The organism is Geothrix sp. SG200 (assembly GCF_022808935.1).
In the GTDB taxonomy this organism is placed as follows: Bacteria; Acidobacteriota; Holophagae; order Holophagales; family Holophagaceae; genus Geothrix; species Geothrix alkalitolerans.
Window position 1 is genome coordinate 842,466 of the sequence record NZ_JAKZFR010000001.1, and the last position, 20,128, is coordinate 862,593.

Consider the following 20,128-nt stretch of genomic DNA (forward strand, 5'->3'; position numbering starts at 1 on the left):
TCCACATCCGGTCCTGCACCCCGAGGTCGGTGGCCTTCCACAGAGGAAGACCATGTCAGACGCAGGACAACCGCTCAACCGCCGCAGCCGGGTCATCACCCAGGGCCCCGATCGCGCCCCGGCCCGGGCCATGCTCAAGGCCATCGGCTTTACGGACGAGGACCTGGCGAAGCCCATCATCGGCATCGCGAACACCTGGACCGAGATCGGTCCCTGCAACTACCACCTGCAGGCGCTGGCGGAGCGCGTGAAGGCGGGCGTCCGCGCCGCCGGCGGCACGCCCATGGAGTTCTGCACCGTCTCCATCAGCGACGGCATCACCATGGGCACCGAGGGCATGAAGGCCTCCCTGGTGAGCCGCGAGGTCATCGCCGACTCCATCGAGCTGGTGGCCCGGGGCAACGCCTTCGACGGCCTGGTCTGTCTCTCCGGCTGCGACAAGACCAACCCCGGCGTGGCCATGGCTCTGGCCCGGCTCGACATTCCGGGCCTGATCCTCTACGGCGGCTCCACGGCCTCGGGGCACTGCGGCGGCAAGGACCTCACGGTGCAGGATGTCTTCGAGGCCGTGGGCGCCCACAGCGCCGGCAAGCTGGACGACGCGGGCCTCAAGGAAGTGGAGGATGCGGCCTGTCCCGGGGCCGGTGCCTGTGGCGGCCAGTTCACCGCCAACACCATGTCCGCCAGCCTGGAGCTCATCGGCCTGAGCCCCATGGGCCTCAACGGCATCCCGGCGGAGGATCCCCGCAAAGGCGAGGCCGCTGAGACCTGTGGACGCCTGGTGATGGAGCTGCTGAAGCGCGATCTGCGCCCCAGCGCCATCCTCACCCGCGAGGCCTTCGAGAACGCCGTGGCGGCCGTGGCGGCCACGGGCGGCTCCACCAATGCCGTGCTGCACTACCTGGCCCTGGCCCGGGAGGCGGGCGTGCCCTTCACGCTGGAGGACTTCGACCGCGTCAGCACGCGCACCCCGCTGCTGGCGGACATGAAGCCCGGCGGGCGGTTTATGGCGCCGGACCTCCACGCCGCGGGCGGCATCCGCCTGGTGGCCAACCGCCTGCTGGAGGGCGGCCTCATCCACGGCGCGGCCCTGACTGTGACCGGCCGCACGCTGGGCGAGGAGCTGGCCGGCGCGCCGGAGACGCCGGGGCAGGAGGTGGTGCGCTCCTTCGACCGGCCCCTGAAGCCCAGCGGTGGCCTCGTGATCCTGCGGGGCAGCCTAGCGCCGGAGGGCTGCGTCATCAAGGTGGCGGGCCACGAGCGCCTGCACCACACGGGCCCGGCGCGGGTCTTCGAGCACGAGGAGGACGCCTTCGCGGCCGTGCAGGCGGGCCGCATCGATCCCGGCGACGTGGTGGTGATCCGTTACGAGGGCCCGAAGGGTGGCCCCGGCATGCGCGAGATGCTGGGCGTCACCGCGGCCCTGGTGGGCGCGGGGCTCGGCGAGTCCGTGGCGCTCCTCACCGACGGCCGGTTCTCAGGGGCCACCCGGGGTCTCATGGCGGGCCATGTGGCCCCGGAAGCGGCCGTGGGCGGCCCCATCGCCCTGGTGCGCGAGGGGGACACGGTGGTCTTTGACATTCCCACTCGGCGGCTGGACCTGAAGGTGCCCGAAGACGAGCTGGCCCGGCGCCGGGCCGAGTGGAAGGCCCCGGCGCCGCGCTACCGGACGGGCGTCTTCGCCAAGTACGCCGCCACGGTCGCCAGCGCGGCCGAGGGCGCCATCACCCTGGCCCAGTGAAGGAGGGACCGTGAGCAAAGCGGGAACGCACACCGGGGCCCAGCTCATCTGGGAATGCCTGACACGGGAGGGCGTCACCACCGTCTTCGGCTATCCGGGCGGGGCCATCCTGCCCGCCTACGACGCCATGGTGGACTTCTCCATCCGGCACGTGCTGGTGCGCCACGAACAGAGCGCCGTGCACATGGCAGACGGCTATGCCCGGGCCTCGGGCCGCGTGGGTGTGGTGGTGGCGACCTCCGGTCCCGGCGCCACCAACCTGGTGACGGGGCTGGCCACGGCCATGATGGACTCCACACCCATGGTGGCCATCACGGGCCAGGTGGGCTCCGGCGTGCTGGGCACGGACGCCTTCCAGGAAGTAGACATCACGGGCATCACGCTGCCCGTCACCAAGCACAACTACCTGGTGACGCGGGCCGCGGACATCGTGCCCGTGCTGCGGGAGGCCTTCGCCGTGGCGAAGAGCGGACGCCCGGGACCGGTGCTGGTGGACATCACCAAGGACGCGCAGCAGGGCCGCGCGGATCTCGACTGGGAGGCGGCGGAGCCCATCCGGCACCTGCGCCACCTGCCGCCGCCCCTGGATTCCGAGGCCCTGGCCCGGGCCCTGGAGCTGATCCGCCACGCCAAGCGGCCCATCATCCTGGCGGGCCACGGCATCCAGATGTCCGGCGCCCGGGCCGAAGTCCTGACCCTGGCCGAGCGGGCGGACATCCCCTTCGCCCTGACCCTTCTGGGACTGGGCGCCGTGCCCGCCACCCATCCCCTCAGCCTCGGCATGATGGGCATGCACGGCGAGGCCTGGGTGAACAAGGCCATCCAGGAGGCGGACCTGCTGCTGGCCTTCGGCATGCGCTTCGACGATCGCGTGACCGGCAAGCTCAAGGAGTACGCCCCCCACGCGAAGAAGATCCACATCGACATCGACGCCAGCGAGCTGGGGAAGAACGTGCCCGTGGACGTGGCCATCGCCGGGGACCTGCTCACGGTCCTGCGGGCCCTGCTGCCGGACATCCCCGTGGCGGACCGGTCCAAGTGGCTGAAGCAGATCCGCGGCTGGCGGGGCGATTCCGCCGTGCGCGACATCAAGAACCTGCCCGATGACGGCCACCTCTACGCGGCCCACGTGATGCACGACCTCTGGCGCCTCACGGGCGGGAACGCCGTGGTGGTGACGGACGTGGGCCAGCACCAGATGTGGGAGGCCCAGTACTACCACCACGACGCGGAGCGCAGCCTCATCACCAGCGGGGGCGCCGGGACCATGGGCTTCGCCCTCCCCGCCGCCATCGGCGCCAAGCTGGCCCGGCCCGAGGCCGAGGTCTGGGTGGTGGCGGGGGACGGCGGCTTCCAGATGACCTTCGCCGAGCTGATGACCGCCGTGCAGGAGGGCGTGAAGGTGAACATCGCCATCATCAACAACGGCTTCCTCGGCATGGTCCGCCAGTGGCAGGCCCTGTTCTACGAGGGCCGCTACGCCGCGACGCCCATCCTGTCGCCGGACTTCGTGAAGCTGGCCGGGGCCTTCGGCATCCATGGCCAGCGCGTGGACACGCGGGCGGACCTCGCCAGCGCCGTGGCCGCGGCCCGGGCCGTCGAGGGCACGGCTCTCATCGAGTTCCGGGTGGAGCAGGAGGACAGCGTCTATCCCATGGTCCCCGCCGGCGCTGCCCTGCACGAGATGATCCGCCGTCCCAGTTCCCAGGTCGGCGCCAGCGCCATCGCCGAAACCGGGTCCGACCCCGTCTGAAAGGAACCCCATGCCCCATGTGCTCGTGGTCTACACCGATGATGAACCGGGCGTGCTGACGCGGGTGGCCTCGCTGTTCCGCCGCCGCGGGTTCAACATCCACTCGCTCACCGTGGGCCCCACGGAGCGACCCCGCCAGTCCCGCATGACCGTCGTCGTGGACGCCGAAGAAGCTACCGTGCGATTGGCGGTGGAGCACCTCAAGAAGCAGGTGAGCGTCCTCGAGGTCCAGCAGCTGGGGGACCGGCCCAAGGTGGTTCGGGACCTGGCCCTCATCCGGGTGGCGGCGGGCCTGGAAGTGCGATCCGAGGTCCTCCAGCTCGCCCAAGTCTTCCGGGCCAACGTGGTGGACATTGCCGGCGACAGCCTCGCCATCGAATGCACCGGCGGCCCCGACAAGATCGACGCCCTGGTGGACGCCCTGCGGCCCTTCGGGATCCTCGAGCTGGGCCGAACCGGGGCCGTCGCCATGGCCCGTGGCCCGCGGGCCTCGCCGGAAGTCCCCCGTCGCGCCCCCACCCCCGCGCCCAGCAACCAGGCCATGTCCGTCTGACCCTTCCTTCCACCCACCGCCCATCCACCCAAGGAGCCTCCCATGGCCAAGATCCACTACGACGCCGACCTCGGCCTCATCCGCGCCCGCAAGGTCGCCATCCTGGGCTACGGCTCCCAGGGCCACGCCCACGCGCTCAACCTCAAGGACAGCGGGGTCCACGTCCGCGTGGGCCTCCCCGCCGGTTCCGCCTCCCGCGCCAAGGCGGAAGCCCAGGGCCTCACCGTCACCACCCCCGCCGAGGCCGCGGCCTGGGCGGACGTGGTCATGGTGCTCACGCCGGATACGGGCCAGGCGGCGCTCTACCAGGAATCCATCGCGCCCCACCTCACCCCGGGCAAGACGCTGATGTTCGCCCACGGCTTCAACATCCGCTACGGCTGCATCGAGGTGCCCGCAGGCGTGGACGTGAGCCTGGCGGCCCCGAAGAGCCCGGGCCACCGCGTCCGCGAGGTCTTTGTGGAAGGGGGCGGCACACCGGGCCTCGTGGCCGTCCACCAGGACGCCAGCGGGCAGGCCCTGGCGGTGGCGCTCTCCTACGCGGCGGCCATCGGCCTGACCCGGGCGGGCGTGCTGGAGACCACTTTCACCGAGGAGACCGAGACGGACCTCTTCGGCGAGAAGGCGGTGCTCTGCGGCGGCACCAGCGCCCTGGTGAAGGCCGGCTTCGAGACCCTGGTGGAAGCGGGCTACCAGCCCGAGATCGCCTACTTCGAGTGCCTGCACGAGCTGAAGCTCATCGTGGACCTGATGCAGCGGGGCGGCCTCAGCTACATGCGCTACAGCATCAGCGACACCGCCGAATACGGCGACTACACCGGGGGCCCCCGCATCGTGACTGCCCAGACCAAGGCGGAAATGAAGGAGATCCTGAAGGAGATCCAGGACGGCCGCTACGCCGAGGCCTGGCTGGAGGAGAACCGCACGGGCCGGAAGTGGTTCGAAGCCCAGCGGGCTGCCGACTACGACCACCCGCTGGAGCAGGTGGGCCGCGAGCTGCGCCGCATGATGCCCTTCCTGGATCCCGTCGAGGTTCCGGCCCCGGCCCCGGCCGCCAAGGGCTGACAAAACAGCTTTTAAAGCTGTGCCATTCCCTGCTGCGAGATCCGGCGGCTTTTGCCGCCGGATCTCGCAGCCATTCCAGGCGACCGATTTTGACTTCGAGTAGAAGGTTGAACCCCGTCACAGGGGGAAAGGCCTCAGAATGACATTGGGAGAAAAGCCATTTCCGCTCCCACGGAGCCAAGCATGTCCGAGTCTTTCTTCAACACCGCGTCCCTGCCGACCCTCCAGGGCTGGCAGGCGCCCGGGTCCCTGGATTTCCAGGCCGCCTTCCTCCGTGCGGGGGGCTGGGCCCTGCCGCGCACCGAAGCCTTTCCGGATACCGCCAAGCTGCGGGAACGCCTGCAGGAACTGAAAGCCTCCATGCGCGAGGGCGCCCGGATTGGGTTGGACCTGCGCGGCCTCCGGGACAGCGCGGATTCGGTCATGGCCGCCGCCCGCGAGGCGGGCGTGGCCTTCCTGCTCCACACGGCGGAGCTGCCCCCCACCCTGGCCCTGCTCCGCCACGCGAACCTGCCCCGCATCGTGGCCGTGCAGAACGCCGAGGAGGCGGCCCAGGCCAAGGCTGGCGGCGCCTCGGGCCTCCTGGCCCGGGCGGGCCTGGTGGCGGCCCTTCGGCACCTGGGCCTCCCCGTGGTGGCCACCGCCGACACCGAGGCCGAAGCCCGGCAGGCCATGGCCGACGGCGCCGTGGGCCTCCAGCCCCGCACGCCCTCCCTCCTGGACGCCTCGCCCCTGGCGGCCTTCCGAACCCGGCTCATGGCGGGCCTCGATTCCATGGCCCAGTCCCTGGTGCGCAAGGGTGCCTGCACGCTGCCTCGCCTGCGCATCCGCAACCTCGACCTGGCCTATCCCATCCAGCAGGGCGGCATGGGTGTGGGCATCTCCTGGGAGGGCCTCGCCGGGGCCGTGGCCCACGAGGGCTGTGTGGGCCTGGTCTCCGCCATCGGCACGGGCTACCACGGTTCCGCCAGCCCCAAGATGCGCCTGGGGCGGCCCGACGGCACCGATTCGCTGAACCCCCCCAAGGCCCTGGAGTGGATCGTCCGGGCCGCGCGCGAGCGCGCCGAGGGGCGAGGCGCCGTGGGCGTGAACATCCTCTGCGCCATCGAGGGCTACGAGGCCGCCGTGAAGGCCTCCCTGGCCGGCGGCGCCCAGATGATCGTGTCCGGAGCGGGCCTGCCCCTGGGTCTGCCGGGCATGGTGGGTGACGCGGACGTGGCCCTGGTGCCCATCGTGTCTTCGGGCCGCGCGCTCCAGGTCATCTGCAAGCAGTGGCAGCGGAAGTTCAGCCGCCTACCGGACGCGGTGGTGCTGGAGGGCCCCGAGAGCGGCGGCCATCAGGGCTTCAGCCACGAGGGCTGCGCCGATCCGGCCCACACGCTGGAGAACATCCTGCCCGAGGTCATCGAGGAGCGGGACAAGTGGGGCGACTTCCCGATCCTGGTGGCCGGCGGCGTCTGGGACCACGCGGACATCCAGAAGTTCCTGGCCCTGGGCGCCTCCGGCGTTCAGATGGGCACCCGCTTCATCGGCACCTTCGAGTGCGACGCCTCGCCCATCTTCAAGGAGGTCATCCTGCGGGCGAAAGCCGAGGACATCGGCCTCATGAAGTCCCCCGTGGGCCTGCCTGCCCGGGGGGTGCGCACCAGCCTCCAGCGCCGCATCGAAGAGGGCACCGCCCCTCAGGTCCGCTGCGTGAGCAACTGCCTGTCGCCCTGCGGCCACGGCAAGGGCGCCGCGGCCGTGGGCTATTGCATCGCCGACCGCCTGGCGGACGCCATGAAGGGCGACGAGGAGAATGGCCTCTTCTTCACGGGCAGCAACGGCGCCAAGCTCCGCGAGCTGGTGAGCGTCCGCGACCTCATCGAGGAGCTGACCCAGGATCCGGGGCTGCAGCGCGTCTACGCCTGAAGCCCGGAACTGATCTGACAAGAGGACACACGCGGAGGTCGCTGAAGAAGCGGAGGCAGGCAGAGAAGATCGTCGTCAGGCTGTTGCCGGATCTCCTCTGCCTCCCTCAGCCTTCTCCGCGACCTCCGCGTGTGTCGCTGCCTTCAGTCAGCCCCGCCGCTCCGCCACGATCTCGAGGACCATGGGCGTGATCATCAGGGTCTTCGGATCGGCTTCGGCGGCGCGGAGGGCCTCGCGCACGGAGCGGACCCATGCCTCATCCACCCGGCCCAGCTCCAGGAGGCGCAGGAGGTTGGTCTCCACGAAGGCGGAGGGCCACTTCCAGATGAAATCCGTGGGCGGGATCACGAAGATCTTCGGCTCGAGGCGCGTCACGGTAAGGCCGGCGGCCTCGAGCAGGGTGGGGAGGGAGAGCGCGATGTCCGGCTCGCCGCCGGAGGCCCGCCAGCTGGCCATGACCTCCGAGACGAACGATTCCAAGGGCGGGCAGGGGGGCGCCAGGCGCCAGGTGCGATAGTCCAGGTATTCGTGGAAGATGGCCACGCCGCCGGGCTTCAGGGCCCGGGCCACGGTGGCCACCAGCTTCGCGGGATCGGACACGAAGGAAGCCACCCAGCGGCACCAGGTCGCGTCCATGTCCGCCACTTCCAGGGGGCCCGCCATGAGGTCCTGCTCGTGGAAGCGGACGTTCGCGAGGCCGCGCGCCTGGCAGGCCCCGCGGGCATGCTGGAGGAAGTTTCCCGAGCGCTCGGCCGCATGGACCTCGCCCGTCGGCCCCACGATCTCCGCCAGGTCCAACGTGGCGTAGCCGGGACCGGCGCCCACATCGAGCACGCGGGAGCCGGTGGTGATCCCCGCCCGCCGCCAGCACTCGAGCACCTGGGGACGCCAGACCCGGTGCTGCAGACCCAGCCGCTCGATCTCCTCCCAGTGCGTCCCGAGGACATAGTCGCGCTCGTCGGATCCGGCCATCCCTGCCTCCATGCCTGTCATGACGCCAGTCTAGCGGAGGGAGCGGGACCGCCTCGGGGGGAAGGGCCTGCATGATTCATTTCATGAAATTAAATAATGTCGTTAATTTGCAATTGATTTTGTGTCTCATGAGCTTAGTTTGGATGGACCACTCCCGAAGTGCCTCACCCATGGGATCCCATCCCGGAGAATGGACATGGCCCCTGATTCGCGCCCCATCGCACTCGCACCTCCACACCGCCTCTACACGTTCGCGGCCTGGGCGGTGGCGGCCATCGTGGTCCTCGGCTTCGCGAAGACGTACTACCTCAAGGCGGTCTTCGGCACTCCGACGCTGTCTCCCATGCTGCATCTCCACGGACTGGTCATGAGCCTCTGGTTCGGCCTGTTCGTGGTGCAGACGCGGCTGGTGGCGGTTCGCCGGCTGGACCTGCACCGGCAGCTTGGGATGCTCGGCGCCTTCCTCGCCGTGGCGGTGCTGGTCATCGGCACGATGACAGCCATCAACGCCGCGCGTCTGGGGCGTTCTCCGGGGCCGCCGCCGCTGATCTTCCTGGTGGTGCCCCTCGGGGACATGGTGGCGTTCGGTACGCTGGTGGGCACGGGCCTCTGGTTGCGGGCCCGGGGGGACTACCACAAGCGGCTCATGCTGCTCTCCTGCGTGGGAATCCTCGCGGCGGCCATCGCGAGGATTCCCCTCGACGCCATCGCCAAGGCCGGACCTCTGGCCTATTTTGGCCTGACGGACCTCGCGGTGATCGGTTGCGCGATCTACGACCGCCGCCGCACGGGCCGCCTGCACCCCGCCTTCCTGTGGGGCGGGCTCTTCGTCATCCTGTCGCACTGGCTGCGCCTGGCCCTGGCCGGAACCGGGCTCTGGATGAGCTTCGCTACCTGGGTGACGAGGTAGCTCAGCTCGCGGTCATCAGCTCGCAGCAGTCGGCCCGCAGCAGCTAGCCCGCATTGGGATGCCGTTCCAGCAGCTGTCGCAAGGGCGCGTTGCGCTTCACGGCGTCCTGGCGCCGGAGGTGGGCGATGAGCTGAGGTGGCGTGGCGCTCCAGCGGCCCAGGTTCTGGATGAGCAGGGTGGAGACGTAGGTGCGGCGGCAGAGCAGGGCGGTGGCGTGGCCGTCCAGGGTGAGGCCCACCAGGCTCGCCAGACAGCGGCCCTCGGTGGTGAGGATGAGCTCGGCCTTCTCCTCGCCCGTGCGCTGGGTGAAGCTGGCGCGAAGCAGATCCCGGGCCATGGCGCGCACCTGTTCCGGCGCGTCGCGGGAGGTGGCCACCAGGTATTGCTCCGCCAGACGCCGGGCGGACCAGAGCCGACGGTAGAGGCCGGCCGGGAGCAGCGGATTCTGGAGGAGGGCCCGGCGCACGCCGGTGTCGTTTGTGAAACCCGCCCGTCCGCCCAGGGCCTCCAGGCCCGCCGCGGTGCGATGGTGGGCCGCGATGAGGCGAGCGTGGACAGGGCCCACCTGGGGATTCTCCAGCACCGAACGGATCACCTCGGCGGTGGGGTCGAAGCACCAGGCGCTCAGCTCGGGCTCCACGGCGGTCCGGGCCAGGGCCACACGCTCGTCCAACGGCTTCGGGTGCAGCTGGTGCTCGAAGAGCTGGCGGTGGGTCGCCGTCCGGGCGGCCGAGGCGGGAGATTCCGCTTCCTCCGCCTCCTCGTCTGGGGCGGATTCCAGCACCGGAACCAACGGAGCCGGGGGAGGGGCCACGGGCCGCGGCGCGGGTGCTGGCGCCTCTGGCAGCACCGCTCCCAGGGCGACGAGCTCCCCGAGCATGCCCGTCAGCTGATCCTGCTCCAGCCCCGTGAGGGCGGCCAGGGTAGGGATGTCCAGCGTCCCATCCAGGCGCGACAGCAGATAGCCCTGCTTGGGATCGAGGGGCAGCGAGTGGGCATCCACTTCCGCCCGCGGGACGGGTCTCCAGGTCATCGGAAGAGCATAGGCTGGATGGGGGACACGGCCTACTCTTCCACCACGCCCTTCAGCCAGGCCTTGCCCCGCAGGCGCTCGACGCTGGTCTCGGGGAAGAGGTCGAGGGGGCTCCGTCCCTCCAGCCCCAGGCGGGGCACGGCGGCGCAGGCGAAACCGAGGCGGGCGCCCTCCTGGAGACGCAGCGGAAGCTGGGCCACGGGGCGGACCTCTCCCGTCAATCCGACCTCGCCCATGAAGAGTCCCTTCTCCGCCAGCAGCCGGCCCGTGGCGCTGCTGCACAGGGCGGCGATGACGGCCAGGTCCGCGGCGGGATCCTCGATCTCCAGGCCGCCGGCCACGTTCACGTAGACGTCGCGGTCGTGGAGCTGCACGCCGCCGCGGCGCTCGGCCACGGCGCAGAGCATGGACAGCCGCTGGCCGTCGATGCCGAGCGCCGTGCGGCGGGGGATGCCCAGGCCCGCGGCGGCCACCAGGGCCTGGATCTCCACCACCATGGGACGCGTGCCGCTGAGCACCACGGTGGCGGCGCAGCCAGGGCGGGGTTCGGCGTCCAGGAAGAAGGGATTGCCCTCGGCGGGCACCAGGCCCTTCTCGGTCATGGCGAAGACGCCCAGCTCGAAGGCTGCGCCGAAGCGGTTCTTGAGGGCCCGCAGGAGGCGGTGGTGGTGGTGCCGGTCGCCCTCGAAGGCCAGCACGGTGTCCACCAGGTGCTCCAGGACTTTCGGGCCGGCCAGGCCGCCGTCCTTGGTGACGTGGCCCACCAGCACCAGGGGCGTGCCTGTGGTCTTGGCCCAGCGGGTGAGCATGGCGGCGCAGCCGCGCACCTGGCTCACGCTGCCGGCGCTGGATTCGAAGTCGGGATCGAAGAGGGTCTGGATGCTGTCCACCAGCAGGAGGTCCGGCTTCATGCGCTCGGCCTCCTCGATGATGCGGCGCACGTCCGTCTCCGCCAGCAGGTGGATGCCGGGGTTCTCGGCCCCCAGGCGCTGGGCCCTCAGCTTGATCTGGCGCTCGCTCTCCTCGCCGCTGGCGTAGAGGACGGTACTAGACGAGGGGGACCGCCCGTTCGCTTCGCTCTCTCTGCGTCCCCCTCGCGCTCCCCGCGTGTCCTCCGGGCCAAGCCCGGATTCCACGCCTGATTCTCCTGCCTGCGCGGCCCACTGGAGCAGCAGAGTGGACTTGCCGATGCCCGGCTCACCACCGAGGAGGACCACCATGCCCGGCACCACGCCGCCGCCCAGCACGCGGTCGAGCTCGACAAGCCCCGTGGGGCTGCGCTGGGTGTCCGTCACTTCCACGTCCGGCAGTGCCACGGGGCCCGTGTAGTGGCTCTGCGAATAGGCCGATCCGGCGCGCTGGAGGTCGCGCTTCAGGCTTCCGCGCACCTCCTGCACCGTGTCCCAGGCGCCGCAGGCCGTGCACTTGCCCAGGGCCTTGGGATGGCGGGCGCCGCAAGCCGTGCACTCGAAGAGCGGGCTGGTCTTGGCCATCAGTCGCGGACTTCCTTCCGGATGAAGGCCACCACGTCGTCGGTGTTCGTGCCGGGCTGGAAGATCTCGCGGATGCCGAGGGCCTTGAGGCCGGGGATGTCCTCGTCGGGGATGATGCCGCCGGCGAAGACCAGCACGTCGTCCGCGCCCTGCTCCTTCAGCAGCCGCATGACTTCGGGGAAGATCTGGTTGTGGGCGCCGCTGAGGATGCTCAGGCCCAGCACGCGCGCGTCTTCCTGCACCACGGCGGCCGCGATCTGCTGGGGCGTCTGCCGCAGGCCGGTGTAGATCACCTCCATGCCGGCGTCCCGCAGGGCGCGGGCCACGACCTTGGCGCCGCGGTCGTGCCCATCGAGGCCCGGCTTGGCGATGACGACGCGGATCGGCGCTTGGCTCATGGAGGCTCCGGTGGGGCGATTTACCAGTTTTCAGTCTGCCTCAGCGCCTCGTAAAGGCCAATGGCCACTGCCTGTGCGAGATTCAGGCTGCGGTGGTGGTCCCCGATCATGGGGATGCGCACCAGCTGGTCCTTGTGGGCGTCCAGGATGGCGTCGGGCAGACCCACGGTCTCCTTCCCGAAGACCAGCCCATCCCCGAAGGCCCAGGGGATCTGGGTGTGGCGCTTGGCGCCCTTGGTGCTGAAGAACCACAGTCGCCGAGCGGGGTTGCGGGCCAGGAAGTCCTCCCAGCTTTCGTAGTGGGTGGGCTCCAGCTTCTCCCAGTAGTCCAGTCCCGCCCGGCGCAGGTAGTAGTCGCTGGTGTCGAAGCCCAGGGGATGGATCAGGTGGAGCTTCGCCCCGTTGTTCACGCAGAGGCGCCCGATGCTTCCGGTGTTCTGCGGAATCTCGGGCTGGTGCAAGATGATGTGGAACATGGGGGGTCCTGATGGGCAGCGCTAGGAACGAATGTCTGTTCTGCAAGATCGCGCGGAAGGAGATTCCCGCGACCCTAGTGTATGAAGATGACAGCTTGCTCGCCTTCAAAGACATCTCGCCCCAGGCGCCGGTGCACCTTCTGATCATCGCGAAGGCGCACTGCGAGGGCCCGGCGGACATGACACCCGAGATCGCCGAGGCCGTGGGGCGCATCCCCCAGGTGGCCGCGCGCCTGGCCCAGGAATTCGGGGTCGCCGCCAGCGGTTGGCGCCTCCTCACCAACTCGGGGCCCGATTCGGGGCAGACCGTGTTCCATCTCCACTTCCACCTCCTCGGCGGCAAGCCCCTGGGCGGGAAGCTCTGCCTTTGAACTGAACCCGGTTACCTTCTATTCATATTTAGCGAAAAAGACACGCCTTTGCGTGCGGATTCGCATTGCATTTGGCCGGAATGATGCAAAATTAGATATTACAATAAATAAGACCGAATCGGTCTAGGAGCTTTTGAATTGATTCTGTTCGTGAAGGTTGTAATGAGAATTAATTCTCACGCAATTTTCGGCAAGGTTCATCCTCAGACCTCAGCGGAATCTGATAGACCCTGTTTGCAAGCGAGATGGGGATCGAGAATATAAATCCGTCGCTGGCAAGGCTCAGGGCATCGCATGCCACTTCAGGAGTTAGTAAGTGAGGGAGACGGTACAATTGCCTTAACCTGAAGAGCTACTTCCGCCGCCATAGATCGAAAGGCCGGGCGCCCAGGAGGATCGACACCCGGTTCTCGTGCTGGGAAGCGGAGCCTCGGTGGAGGTGCACCCGGCCAGCAGAAAGCTCCATGAAGAATTCCCGGAAGCCAGTCCTGGCCACCAGGCCCAACCCTTCGAGGCGCAGGCCATCGCCCAGAGTGGACGGCTGGTCCGAGGCCCGACCAACGTCAAAGCGGGGGCCGATCTGCCAGCCCGTGCCCACCATCGAAGCCTTGGTGTAGGGCAGGCCGATCTTTAGGGCCGCCAAGTTCGGCATGAGGTAGGCGGCACTGCGGGTGCCGATGAAGGAATCGCTGCCGCCCGCGATCCACAGGCGATCCGGCGGCGCATCCTTCGACAGGGCCACTTCGGTGTCCAACATCAGTCCCCAGTTGGAGCTCAGAGGCTGGTGGCGCTTGGCCCGGGCATAGCTGCGCCAATACGGGCGGGCCTCGCCTTCCACGGAGAGGCTCCGGTCCGCCGAAATGCGCAGGAGGGTGCCTTCGGTGGGGATGGTGTGGAAGTCCAGATCGTCCCACTCCAGCCAGCCCCGCACCACCGTGGCATTCGGCGTGTCGGTGTCGGTCCCGGCGCGGGTGAAGGTGCCCCTGTGCTGGAAGGCCGCGAGGCCGAAGCGGGCTCGATCCTCCTTGCCCCAGCGCAGGATGGCCTCCACGCCCAATTCCTTCCGGGTGAAGCGCGAGGCTAGGTCCGCCAGGGGCTCCACGAACAGGACGCCGCCACGCACGTCGTTCTGCGACCAGGAGCCGAAAGCCCCCAGCGACAAGGCTGGAAGGGAGGGGAAGCTCCAGGCCACGTGTCCCTCCAGGCGCTTCTGGAGGTTGTCGGCCACCGCTTCGATGGAGCCGCTCTCGCCGCCGCCGAAGAGGTTCCGGCCTCGCATAAGGACGCCGCCGTGCGGGCCCCAGTCACTTTCGTAGGCTAGGGTGAGGTTCAGCAGGGTGGGTTGGCTGCCCACGGGGCGGAGGTTGAGGACAAGGCCCTCTTCGCGCTCTTGGAGGCGAGTCTCCAGCCGCTGGATGCCCATGCGGTCCTGGGTGCGTCCCAGTACCTCCTCCAGTTCCGAGGCGCGAAGCGCTTGGCCTTCCAACCCCTGGGCGATGGCGCGGGTGGAGGCCGCCATGGGGCCGGGCTCCACTTCGACGCGCACCAGGCTGGGCTCACGCACCGCGAGGGTGAGCACCCCGTCGGCGAAACCGCTGCCCCGCAGATCCAGCATGGCTGCGCCCTTGCCGACGGCCTCGGCGAGGAGTTCCTGTTCAGCCAGTCCGAAGCGTGCGGCGTGGAAGGGCTGCCCCGGGACCAGGCCCCGCTCGCGCAGGCTCTGGGCCACTCGGGCCTTGTAGGCCGTGGCCCAGTCCGCGGGCAGGTCCAACTGTACCCGCTGGATGAGAGCCGCAGGCTCCCAGTGGAAGGTAGCCTCGCCTTCAGGAGTAGCGGGCAAGTCCACCCAGGCCCGATCCAGAGGCAGCCTCCGGTGGGCGCGGCGGAGCAGGCGCCAGAGGTCGGCCCGGCACCAGGGACCGGCGGCCGGCCGGGTGTCGGCCAGCAACCCAGCCAGATCAGGATGGCCGGGGCCATCCACCCTCAGGGTGGCTGCGGCCGGAACCCCGGCATCCGTCATCAGGAGGGACTCCAACTGGGGCAGGGCGCCACTTAGGGCGGCCGCGCCAGCCTCGAAGAGCAGGGACTCCTTGCCCCGGTAGGCGAACTCGTCCACCTTGTCGGTCTCGGGCCGGATCACCAGATCCGAATTCGCCTCGCTCCGTGCTTCGGTGACCCGCATGGCCAGGTCGAGGCTACGGTCCAGCAGGGCTAGGATGTCGGAAGGTGGTGTGGCATCCCAGGTGCGCCCGATGTTCACGGCGAGGATGCGGGCGCCGGGAAAGGCCGAGCGGGCTGCCATGGCGGGCAGGTTCTCCACCAGGCCGCCGTCCACCAGGCGCTCATCGCCGATGGTCACGGGGGCCAACAGCCCCGGGATGGACATGGAGGCCTTCACCGCATCCACCAGGTCCCCCTCGGCCAGGATGCGGGCCTCGCCCCGCGTGAGGCTGGAAGTCACAATCCGCAGGCGTGAACCAAGCCGGTCGAAGTCGGAGCCACCCAGCGCCTGAGCCCGGGCCAGGGTTTCGAACAGGCCGATCCGCAGGCGGCGCGCGCGCTCCTCACCTGGAACCAGGATGGGCCGACCGCCGACGAAGGAGAGTCCCATCAAGGTGCCATGCCGTTCCTCGTCCTCGGAGGCGCTCAGGCCCGGCGTCCGCCGGCGATCATCGAGCACCAGGGAGTAGTCCCGGCGCAGGAAGATCCGCTCGGCCCCGACCCCACCGAAACCGCTGGCGTAGAGCGCCGCCGCGAAGCTGCCGGCGCTGGTGCCCACGATTCCCTCGGGGTGCCAGCCTTCCTCCTCCAGGCGCCGCAGCACGCCGGCGTGGGCCAGGCCCTTGGCGCTCCCGCCCCGCAGAGCCAGCACGAGGGGGCGCTCGCCGGGGGCGTGGAGCACCGGCAGGAAACGGAACCGCTGGTCCGGCGGACTCACGGTCAGCGCGAGGCGTTCCTGGGCCTGCGCCCCGAGGCAGAAACTCAGGAAGAGGATGGCAAGGAAACTTCGCATATGGATTTAGAGCCCGAACCAGCGCTTAATCTCCACCCGCGCCAAGTCTCGGCGATTGGCCGCCTTGGGCAAGTCAGCCATGTGCCCGGATCTGGATTCCTTCAGCTCGACCAGACCCTCCACCAGATGGGGGGCGCTTCGCAGAATGCGCTCAAAGGCGACTTTGGGTACTTCCACCAGCTCGCAGGCTGTCGCGGCCACCACCGTGGCACGGCGAGGGGCGCCTGTGAGCAAGGAGCCTTCGCCGAACCAGTCGCCGGGACCGAGTTCCCCGATCACTTCCCAGAACAGCCCGGTGTAAGGTTCGAATCGCTCGACCACCTTCACGGCCTGCAAGGTGCCCGTCATGACCATGAACAGGGATTCGCCTGGATCCCCTTCCCGGATCACCCCTTCGCCAGGCTCGGACCGGCGCAGGACCACGCCCTTCTTGAGTTCCGGGGCCCACTCCCGGGGAAGTCCGAAGCGATCCAGAAGGTCCTCCAGGACATTGTCACGCAGCACCATCAGCTCGGTCCTGGTGGGGGTGGGGCCGTGGATGCCCATCAGGGGCACCCCCATCCGATTCAATACGGTCTGGGCAATCCGCACGGCCTGGTAGTTGGCAGCCCGGCCGTCCCGCCAACCCAGGGCCCAGAACCGAATCTCTAACACCACCCCGCCCATGTCGAAGCTGTGGGATCTGACCTCGGGCTTGTGGTCTGGAGGGTGGGGGATGCCACCCAGGGCCTGCTCCATGGCTGCCAGAGTGGCCACCATGGTGTCGTGGGGCGCCACGGTCACCTTCAGGGTGCGCCGGTGCAGGCCTGAAGGGGCATAGAGGTTGGTGACCACCGCCTGGGCGAGGATCCGGTTGGGAAAGATGCTGGTATCTCCGTTTTCGGTGATGATCTGGACCGTGCGCCAGGTCATGGCATCCACGCGGCCGATGAAGGTCTCTTGACCGCTGCCGCCCCTCAGGTTGCCCGTGACCTCCACCCAGTCGTCGACACGGAACGCCGGAGCCAGGCTCATGGAGACGCCGGCGAACAAGTTGCCAAGGGTCTCCTGCAGTGAGAGGCCCACCACTGCGGCAGCGATGGCCCCGGTGCTCATTAGGGTGCCCAGGTTCACACCCACAGACCTGTGCAGCAGAAACACGGATGCACTCAGGTACAGAACCACCACCACCAGATCCCGGGCGAACCCGGGGGTGGAGGTACGCCAGTGGCTCAGCAGCGGGTCCAGCAGCAGATGGGTGAATATCCGGATTCCCAGGTAGGAGCCCAGGGCCCAGAACACAAGCTCACGCGCCCGCACCAGCACGGGGTAGCCGTGGCCATCGCCCAGCACTGAGACGGCCAGAACGCCTGCCGTCAGCAGCAGGCCGATGGCCACCCATCGCCGCCACGGGCTGACAACAGTCCTCAGATCCCTGAACACGGCTGGACCTGGCTTACAGGAACAGAATGACTGACGTATACGCCCAAGTTCTCCAGCATCTTCTTGCCTGAGTCTTCCATCTGGTAGTCCGAAGGCAGTTCGAAGGCTGAGGGAGGGATGGGCCCTTCTTCGATATGAGTGGTGATGGTGGTCGTCTGCCCGGCAATGGGTAGTACGATGCGGTACTTCAGGGCGAGGCCTTGCACTCTGGCCAGTTCTTCACCGGCTTTGAGGAGTGGGCCAGCATTGGTCTGTGGCTGACCGATGACGGTATGAAGCCTGAGAAAGCGCTGATAGGGGATAGCGGGTACCGGAGGAGTGACCGACGGATCATTGCTGGTCTCGATGGTCGCCGGGCCCACGACGATCTTCCACTTGTGGCACTCGCGGTCCAGGATGATCTCAGAACCTTGGTCCACCACGGAGACGGGAGGATCGTTGGCACCCAACGCCTTCTGAATCAAGGGAGGCAGGTTCTTCAACCTCTCTCCAAGAACCTTCGCTGCAATCTCAAGGTCATCCCAGTTCATCTTCTGGATGAGCTTCTTGTCGTGATCGATGTGGTAGGAAACTCCCTGGGTGAAATCGAACAGAAAGTCCACTTGATTTCCAGGTTGGTTGATACGCATGAATCGGGACGACCAAAGCTGGATCTGTTCCCGTTCCTGACCGTGGTCAATGCTGGTTTGGTTAAGGGTGATATCCGAAGCCAAGAGGCTGATCGCAGGTAGAAGGAGGGCGACCATCACCAACGGAACCGTTCGCATGTATCTCGTCAGGCTTCCCACAGAAATCGGCCCCATCCTTCACCTCCCAATCGGATCGGTGTAGTAAGGGCAGGTAAGATGCCAGGATGTATGATCTATTATAACAAGAATCAAATTAAAATTTACTAATACATGAGGCCTGGTGCAGTTGCCTTAGTGCCCTTCTCAGTGGCTTGATTTCGTCGCGAGGACTCTATTTCGTCACGGGTGAACTCGAATTCTGGCGATCGTTCGGTAGATCGCCTATGCGAGGTGCATCGAACTCAATTCCACGTATGATGCCTGTCGGCCTGGACGAACGACCCACTTGATCCAAGGGGAAATGAACCGACACATGCGACGTGCAGATCTCCATCCTGCCCCGATGATGTAACCCCGAAGAAGGATGTCCCATGCAAGACGACCACGTGACACCCCCCTCCCACCATGGCCGGAGTCCGAATCAGAACGCGGCGCGAGAGAAATTCGCGGGTCACCGCAGGTGGCAAGGTGTATCTCGCAAACTGATGGTGCTGCAGGGGCTCCGTCGCCGATTGGACCAGCTGGCGCAAGAACGCGACGAGCTGCGACTCGTGCTGCACATCAACAAGCTTCTTCTGAACAACCTGGACCCAGAGCAGCTATTCGTGGCCATCTCGTCGGCCTTATGGGAGCGCACGCACCACGATTTCATGACCCTGAGCACACTGGAGTCGAAAGGTACCATGGAGCGTCTTCGGCTCTTGGACTTCACTCGCTCTCGGGGGCAGTTCAGAATTGGCGATCAGGTCCCTGAATCCCTGGAGTTGGCTAGCAGGGCCCTGGACACCAAGCAGATCGATATCCTCGATCCGGCTCGGATCGCCGCTCTTCAACCGCCTGAGCTTGCCCGACTGCTACAGCAGGAGCACATCCAGTCCATCTGCCTCATTCCCTTGCATTCCCGAGGTAAGGCGTTGGGAGTGATGAGTCTGGGAAGCCAAAAGGAGCTTGGCTTCCAAGGGGCCAACCTGCGCCTGCTGGAACTCGTCGCGGGCCAGATTGCTCTCGCATTGGATAACGCAATGGCCTTCCAGGACATCCGCCACTCACACGATAAACTGGTGGAGGAAAAGCTGTATCTGGAAGAGGAAAGGGCCCAGGACTTCGCAACCCAAGAGATGGTCGGTGCTAGCCCATCTTTCGCAAAGGTCCTGCAGCAGATTGAAACTGTGGCCCCCTCCGACGCCACGGTCCTCCTGCTGGGAGAAACCGGAACTGGCAAGGAACTGCTGGCGCGAGCCATCCATGAGCGGAGCAAACGGAAGGAACGCACCTTCATCAAGCTCAACTGCTCGGCCATCCCCATGGGTCTGGTGGAGAGCGAGCTGTTCGGCCATGAACGAGGGGCCTTCACAGGAGCCATCGCCAGAAAGGTCGGCCGATTCGAGCTTGCCCACCTGGGTTCCCTGTTCCTGGACGAAATTGGTGACCTCCCCCTGGAGCTTCAGCCAAAGCTTCTACGCGCCCTTCAGGAGCGAGAATTTGAACGCCTGGGCAGCACCCGAACCCTTCGAGTCGATGTGCGGTTGATCGCCGCGACTCATCAGGATCTGGCACAGATGGTCGAGAATGGGAGCTTCCGCCGGGATCTGTTTTACCGCCTAAATGTGTTTCCGGTCCGGGTCCCGCCGCTGCGTGATCGCAAGGAGGACATTCCCAACTTGGTCCGATATTTCACTCAGAAGTTTTCCAGGGCCATGGACAAGCGCATCGTGCGCATTCCTGCCGAAACCATGGAATTCTTGGTTCGATGGCCTTGGCCTGGAAACATCCGGGAATTGCAGAACCTGGTGGAGCGATCGGTGATCCTCAGCCCAGGTCCGGACCTGCATGTGCCCATGGGTGAGATGATCCTGCCGGCGGTCCACTCACCAGTTGCCGCTGCCCAGACCTACGAAGACCTGGAACGCCAGGGCATCCTGGAGGCTCTGAAGGCGAGCGGGGGCGCTGTGGGGGGGCCTCACGGCGCAGCTGCGCGCCTTGGCCTGAAACGCACAACCCTGAATTCCAAGATGAAGCGTCTCGGACTTGATCGGCCCAAATGACGACATGAAGTCGCGAGACGTCATGTCGTCTCGTCAAAGCAGAATGGTCCATGAATGGAGTCGACAGGTACAAGCTAAATCGCATTGATTTCGCGATTTGAGTGCTATTGGAAGATTGGCATCGTGTGTGCCCAGGGGCTTCATGATTGGAGGCCCGAGGTGCCACGAATCCACGATGAAAAAG

Annotated in this window: 16 protein-coding genes; 8 read left to right on the forward strand and 8 right to left on the reverse strand. The window is 67.4% G+C overall.

Annotated features, from left to right (window positions below; translation table 11 throughout):
- Window positions 1–52: 52 nt before the first annotated feature.
- From ilvD to ML539_RS03745, 5 genes are all read left to right on the forward strand, one after another.
- Entirely contained in the window at window positions 53–1,741 is a 1,689-nt protein-coding gene (gene ilvD, locus ML539_RS03725) for a dihydroxy-acid dehydratase (protein WP_243320766.1), read from the forward strand.
- 10 nt (window positions 1,742–1,751) lie between these two features.
- Complete coding sequence (gene ilvB, locus ML539_RS03730) at window positions 1,752–3,494, forward strand: biosynthetic-type acetolactate synthase large subunit (RefSeq protein ID WP_243320769.1); 1,743 nt, start codon at window positions 1,752–1,754, stop codon at window positions 3,492–3,494.
- Between the two features lie 10 nt (window positions 3,495–3,504).
- On the forward strand, window positions 3,505–4,047 hold the full coding sequence (gene ilvN, locus ML539_RS03735; protein ID WP_243320771.1) for an acetolactate synthase small subunit: 543 nt from the start codon (window positions 3,505–3,507) through the stop codon (window positions 4,045–4,047).
- A 42-nt stretch (window positions 4,048–4,089) separates the two neighbouring features.
- A complete protein-coding gene (gene ilvC, locus ML539_RS03740; protein WP_243320772.1) occupies window positions 4,090–5,112 on the forward strand; it encodes a ketol-acid reductoisomerase in 1,023 nt (340 codons plus the stop codon).
- A 183-nt stretch (window positions 5,113–5,295) separates the two neighbouring features.
- The gene (locus ML539_RS03745) at window positions 5,296–7,023 is read left to right on the forward strand and encodes a nitronate monooxygenase family protein (protein WP_243320775.1); all 1,728 of its coding nucleotides are present in this window, start codon (window positions 5,296–5,298) and stop codon (window positions 7,021–7,023) included.
- 147 nt (window positions 7,024–7,170) lie between these two features.
- On the opposite strand, the gene ML539_RS03750 is transcribed toward ML539_RS03745, so the two are convergent.
- The gene (locus tag ML539_RS03750; protein ID WP_243320777.1) at window positions 7,171–7,995 is read right to left on the reverse strand and encodes a methyltransferase domain-containing protein; all 825 of its coding nucleotides are present in this window, start codon (window positions 7,993–7,995) and stop codon (window positions 7,171–7,173) included.
- 196 nt (window positions 7,996–8,191) lie between these two features.
- Here ML539_RS03750 and ML539_RS03755 point away from each other — a divergent pair, with 196 nt between their 5' ends.
- Window positions 8,192–8,905 (forward strand): hypothetical protein, encoded by a 714-nt coding sequence (locus tag ML539_RS03755; RefSeq protein WP_243320779.1) that lies wholly within the window; start codon window positions 8,192–8,194, stop codon window positions 8,903–8,905.
- Between the two features lie 43 nt (window positions 8,906–8,948).
- Here the strand turns inward: ML539_RS03755 and ML539_RS03760 are convergent, their stop codons facing one another.
- Genes ML539_RS03760 through ML539_RS03775 form a run of 4 tightly spaced genes read right to left on the reverse strand, consistent with a single transcriptional unit; the run spans window position 8,949 to window position 12,305 of the window.
- The gene (locus ML539_RS03760; protein ID WP_243320781.1) at window positions 8,949–9,938 is read right to left on the reverse strand and encodes a hypothetical protein; all 990 of its coding nucleotides are present in this window, start codon (window positions 9,936–9,938) and stop codon (window positions 8,949–8,951) included.
- A gap of 32 nt (window positions 9,939–9,970) precedes the next feature.
- Window positions 9,971–11,431 (reverse strand): AAA family ATPase, encoded by a 1,461-nt coding sequence (locus tag ML539_RS03765; RefSeq protein WP_243320784.1) that lies wholly within the window; start codon window positions 11,429–11,431, stop codon window positions 9,971–9,973.
- On the reverse strand, window positions 11,431–11,829 hold the full coding sequence (locus ML539_RS03770) for a cobalamin B12-binding domain-containing protein (protein WP_243316299.1): 399 nt from the start codon (window positions 11,827–11,829) through the stop codon (window positions 11,431–11,433). Before ML539_RS03770 ends, ML539_RS03765 begins: the two co-directional genes overlap by 1 nt.
- Before the next feature lie 20 nt (window positions 11,830–11,849).
- A complete protein-coding gene (locus ML539_RS03775) occupies window positions 11,850–12,305 on the reverse strand; it encodes a tRNA (cytidine(34)-2'-O)-methyltransferase (RefSeq protein ID WP_243320786.1) in 456 nt (151 codons plus the stop codon).
- Between the two features lie 11 nt (window positions 12,306–12,316).
- On the opposite strand from ML539_RS03775, the gene ML539_RS03780 reads away from it, so the two are divergent.
- The gene (locus ML539_RS03780; protein ID WP_243320789.1) at window positions 12,317–12,676 is read left to right on the forward strand and encodes a histidine triad nucleotide-binding protein; all 360 of its coding nucleotides are present in this window, start codon (window positions 12,317–12,319) and stop codon (window positions 12,674–12,676) included.
- Between the two features lie 352 nt (window positions 12,677–13,028).
- Here the strand turns inward: ML539_RS03780 and ML539_RS03785 are convergent, their stop codons facing one another.
- From ML539_RS03785 to ML539_RS03795, 3 genes are read right to left on the reverse strand one after another with little or no spacing between them, the layout of a single operon-like run.
- Window positions 13,029–15,689 (reverse strand): patatin-like phospholipase family protein, encoded by a 2,661-nt coding sequence (locus tag ML539_RS03785; protein ID WP_243320791.1) that lies wholly within the window; start codon window positions 15,687–15,689, stop codon window positions 13,029–13,031.
- Between the two features lie 6 nt (window positions 15,690–15,695).
- Complete coding sequence (locus ML539_RS03790) at window positions 15,696–17,066, reverse strand: mechanosensitive ion channel family protein (RefSeq protein WP_243320793.1); 1,371 nt, start codon at window positions 17,064–17,066, stop codon at window positions 15,696–15,698.
- Between the two features lie 29 nt (window positions 17,067–17,095).
- The gene (locus ML539_RS03795; protein WP_243320794.1) at window positions 17,096–17,878 is read right to left on the reverse strand and encodes a hypothetical protein; all 783 of its coding nucleotides are present in this window, start codon (window positions 17,876–17,878) and stop codon (window positions 17,096–17,098) included.
- A 392-nt stretch (window positions 17,879–18,270) separates the two neighbouring features.
- On the opposite strand from ML539_RS03795, the gene ML539_RS03800 reads away from it, so the two are divergent.
- Window positions 18,271–19,944, forward strand: a complete 1,674-nt coding sequence (locus tag ML539_RS03800; protein ID WP_243320797.1) for a sigma 54-interacting transcriptional regulator — start codon at window positions 18,271–18,273, stop codon at window positions 19,942–19,944.
- The last annotated feature ends 184 nt before the right edge of the window (window positions 19,945–20,128 follow it).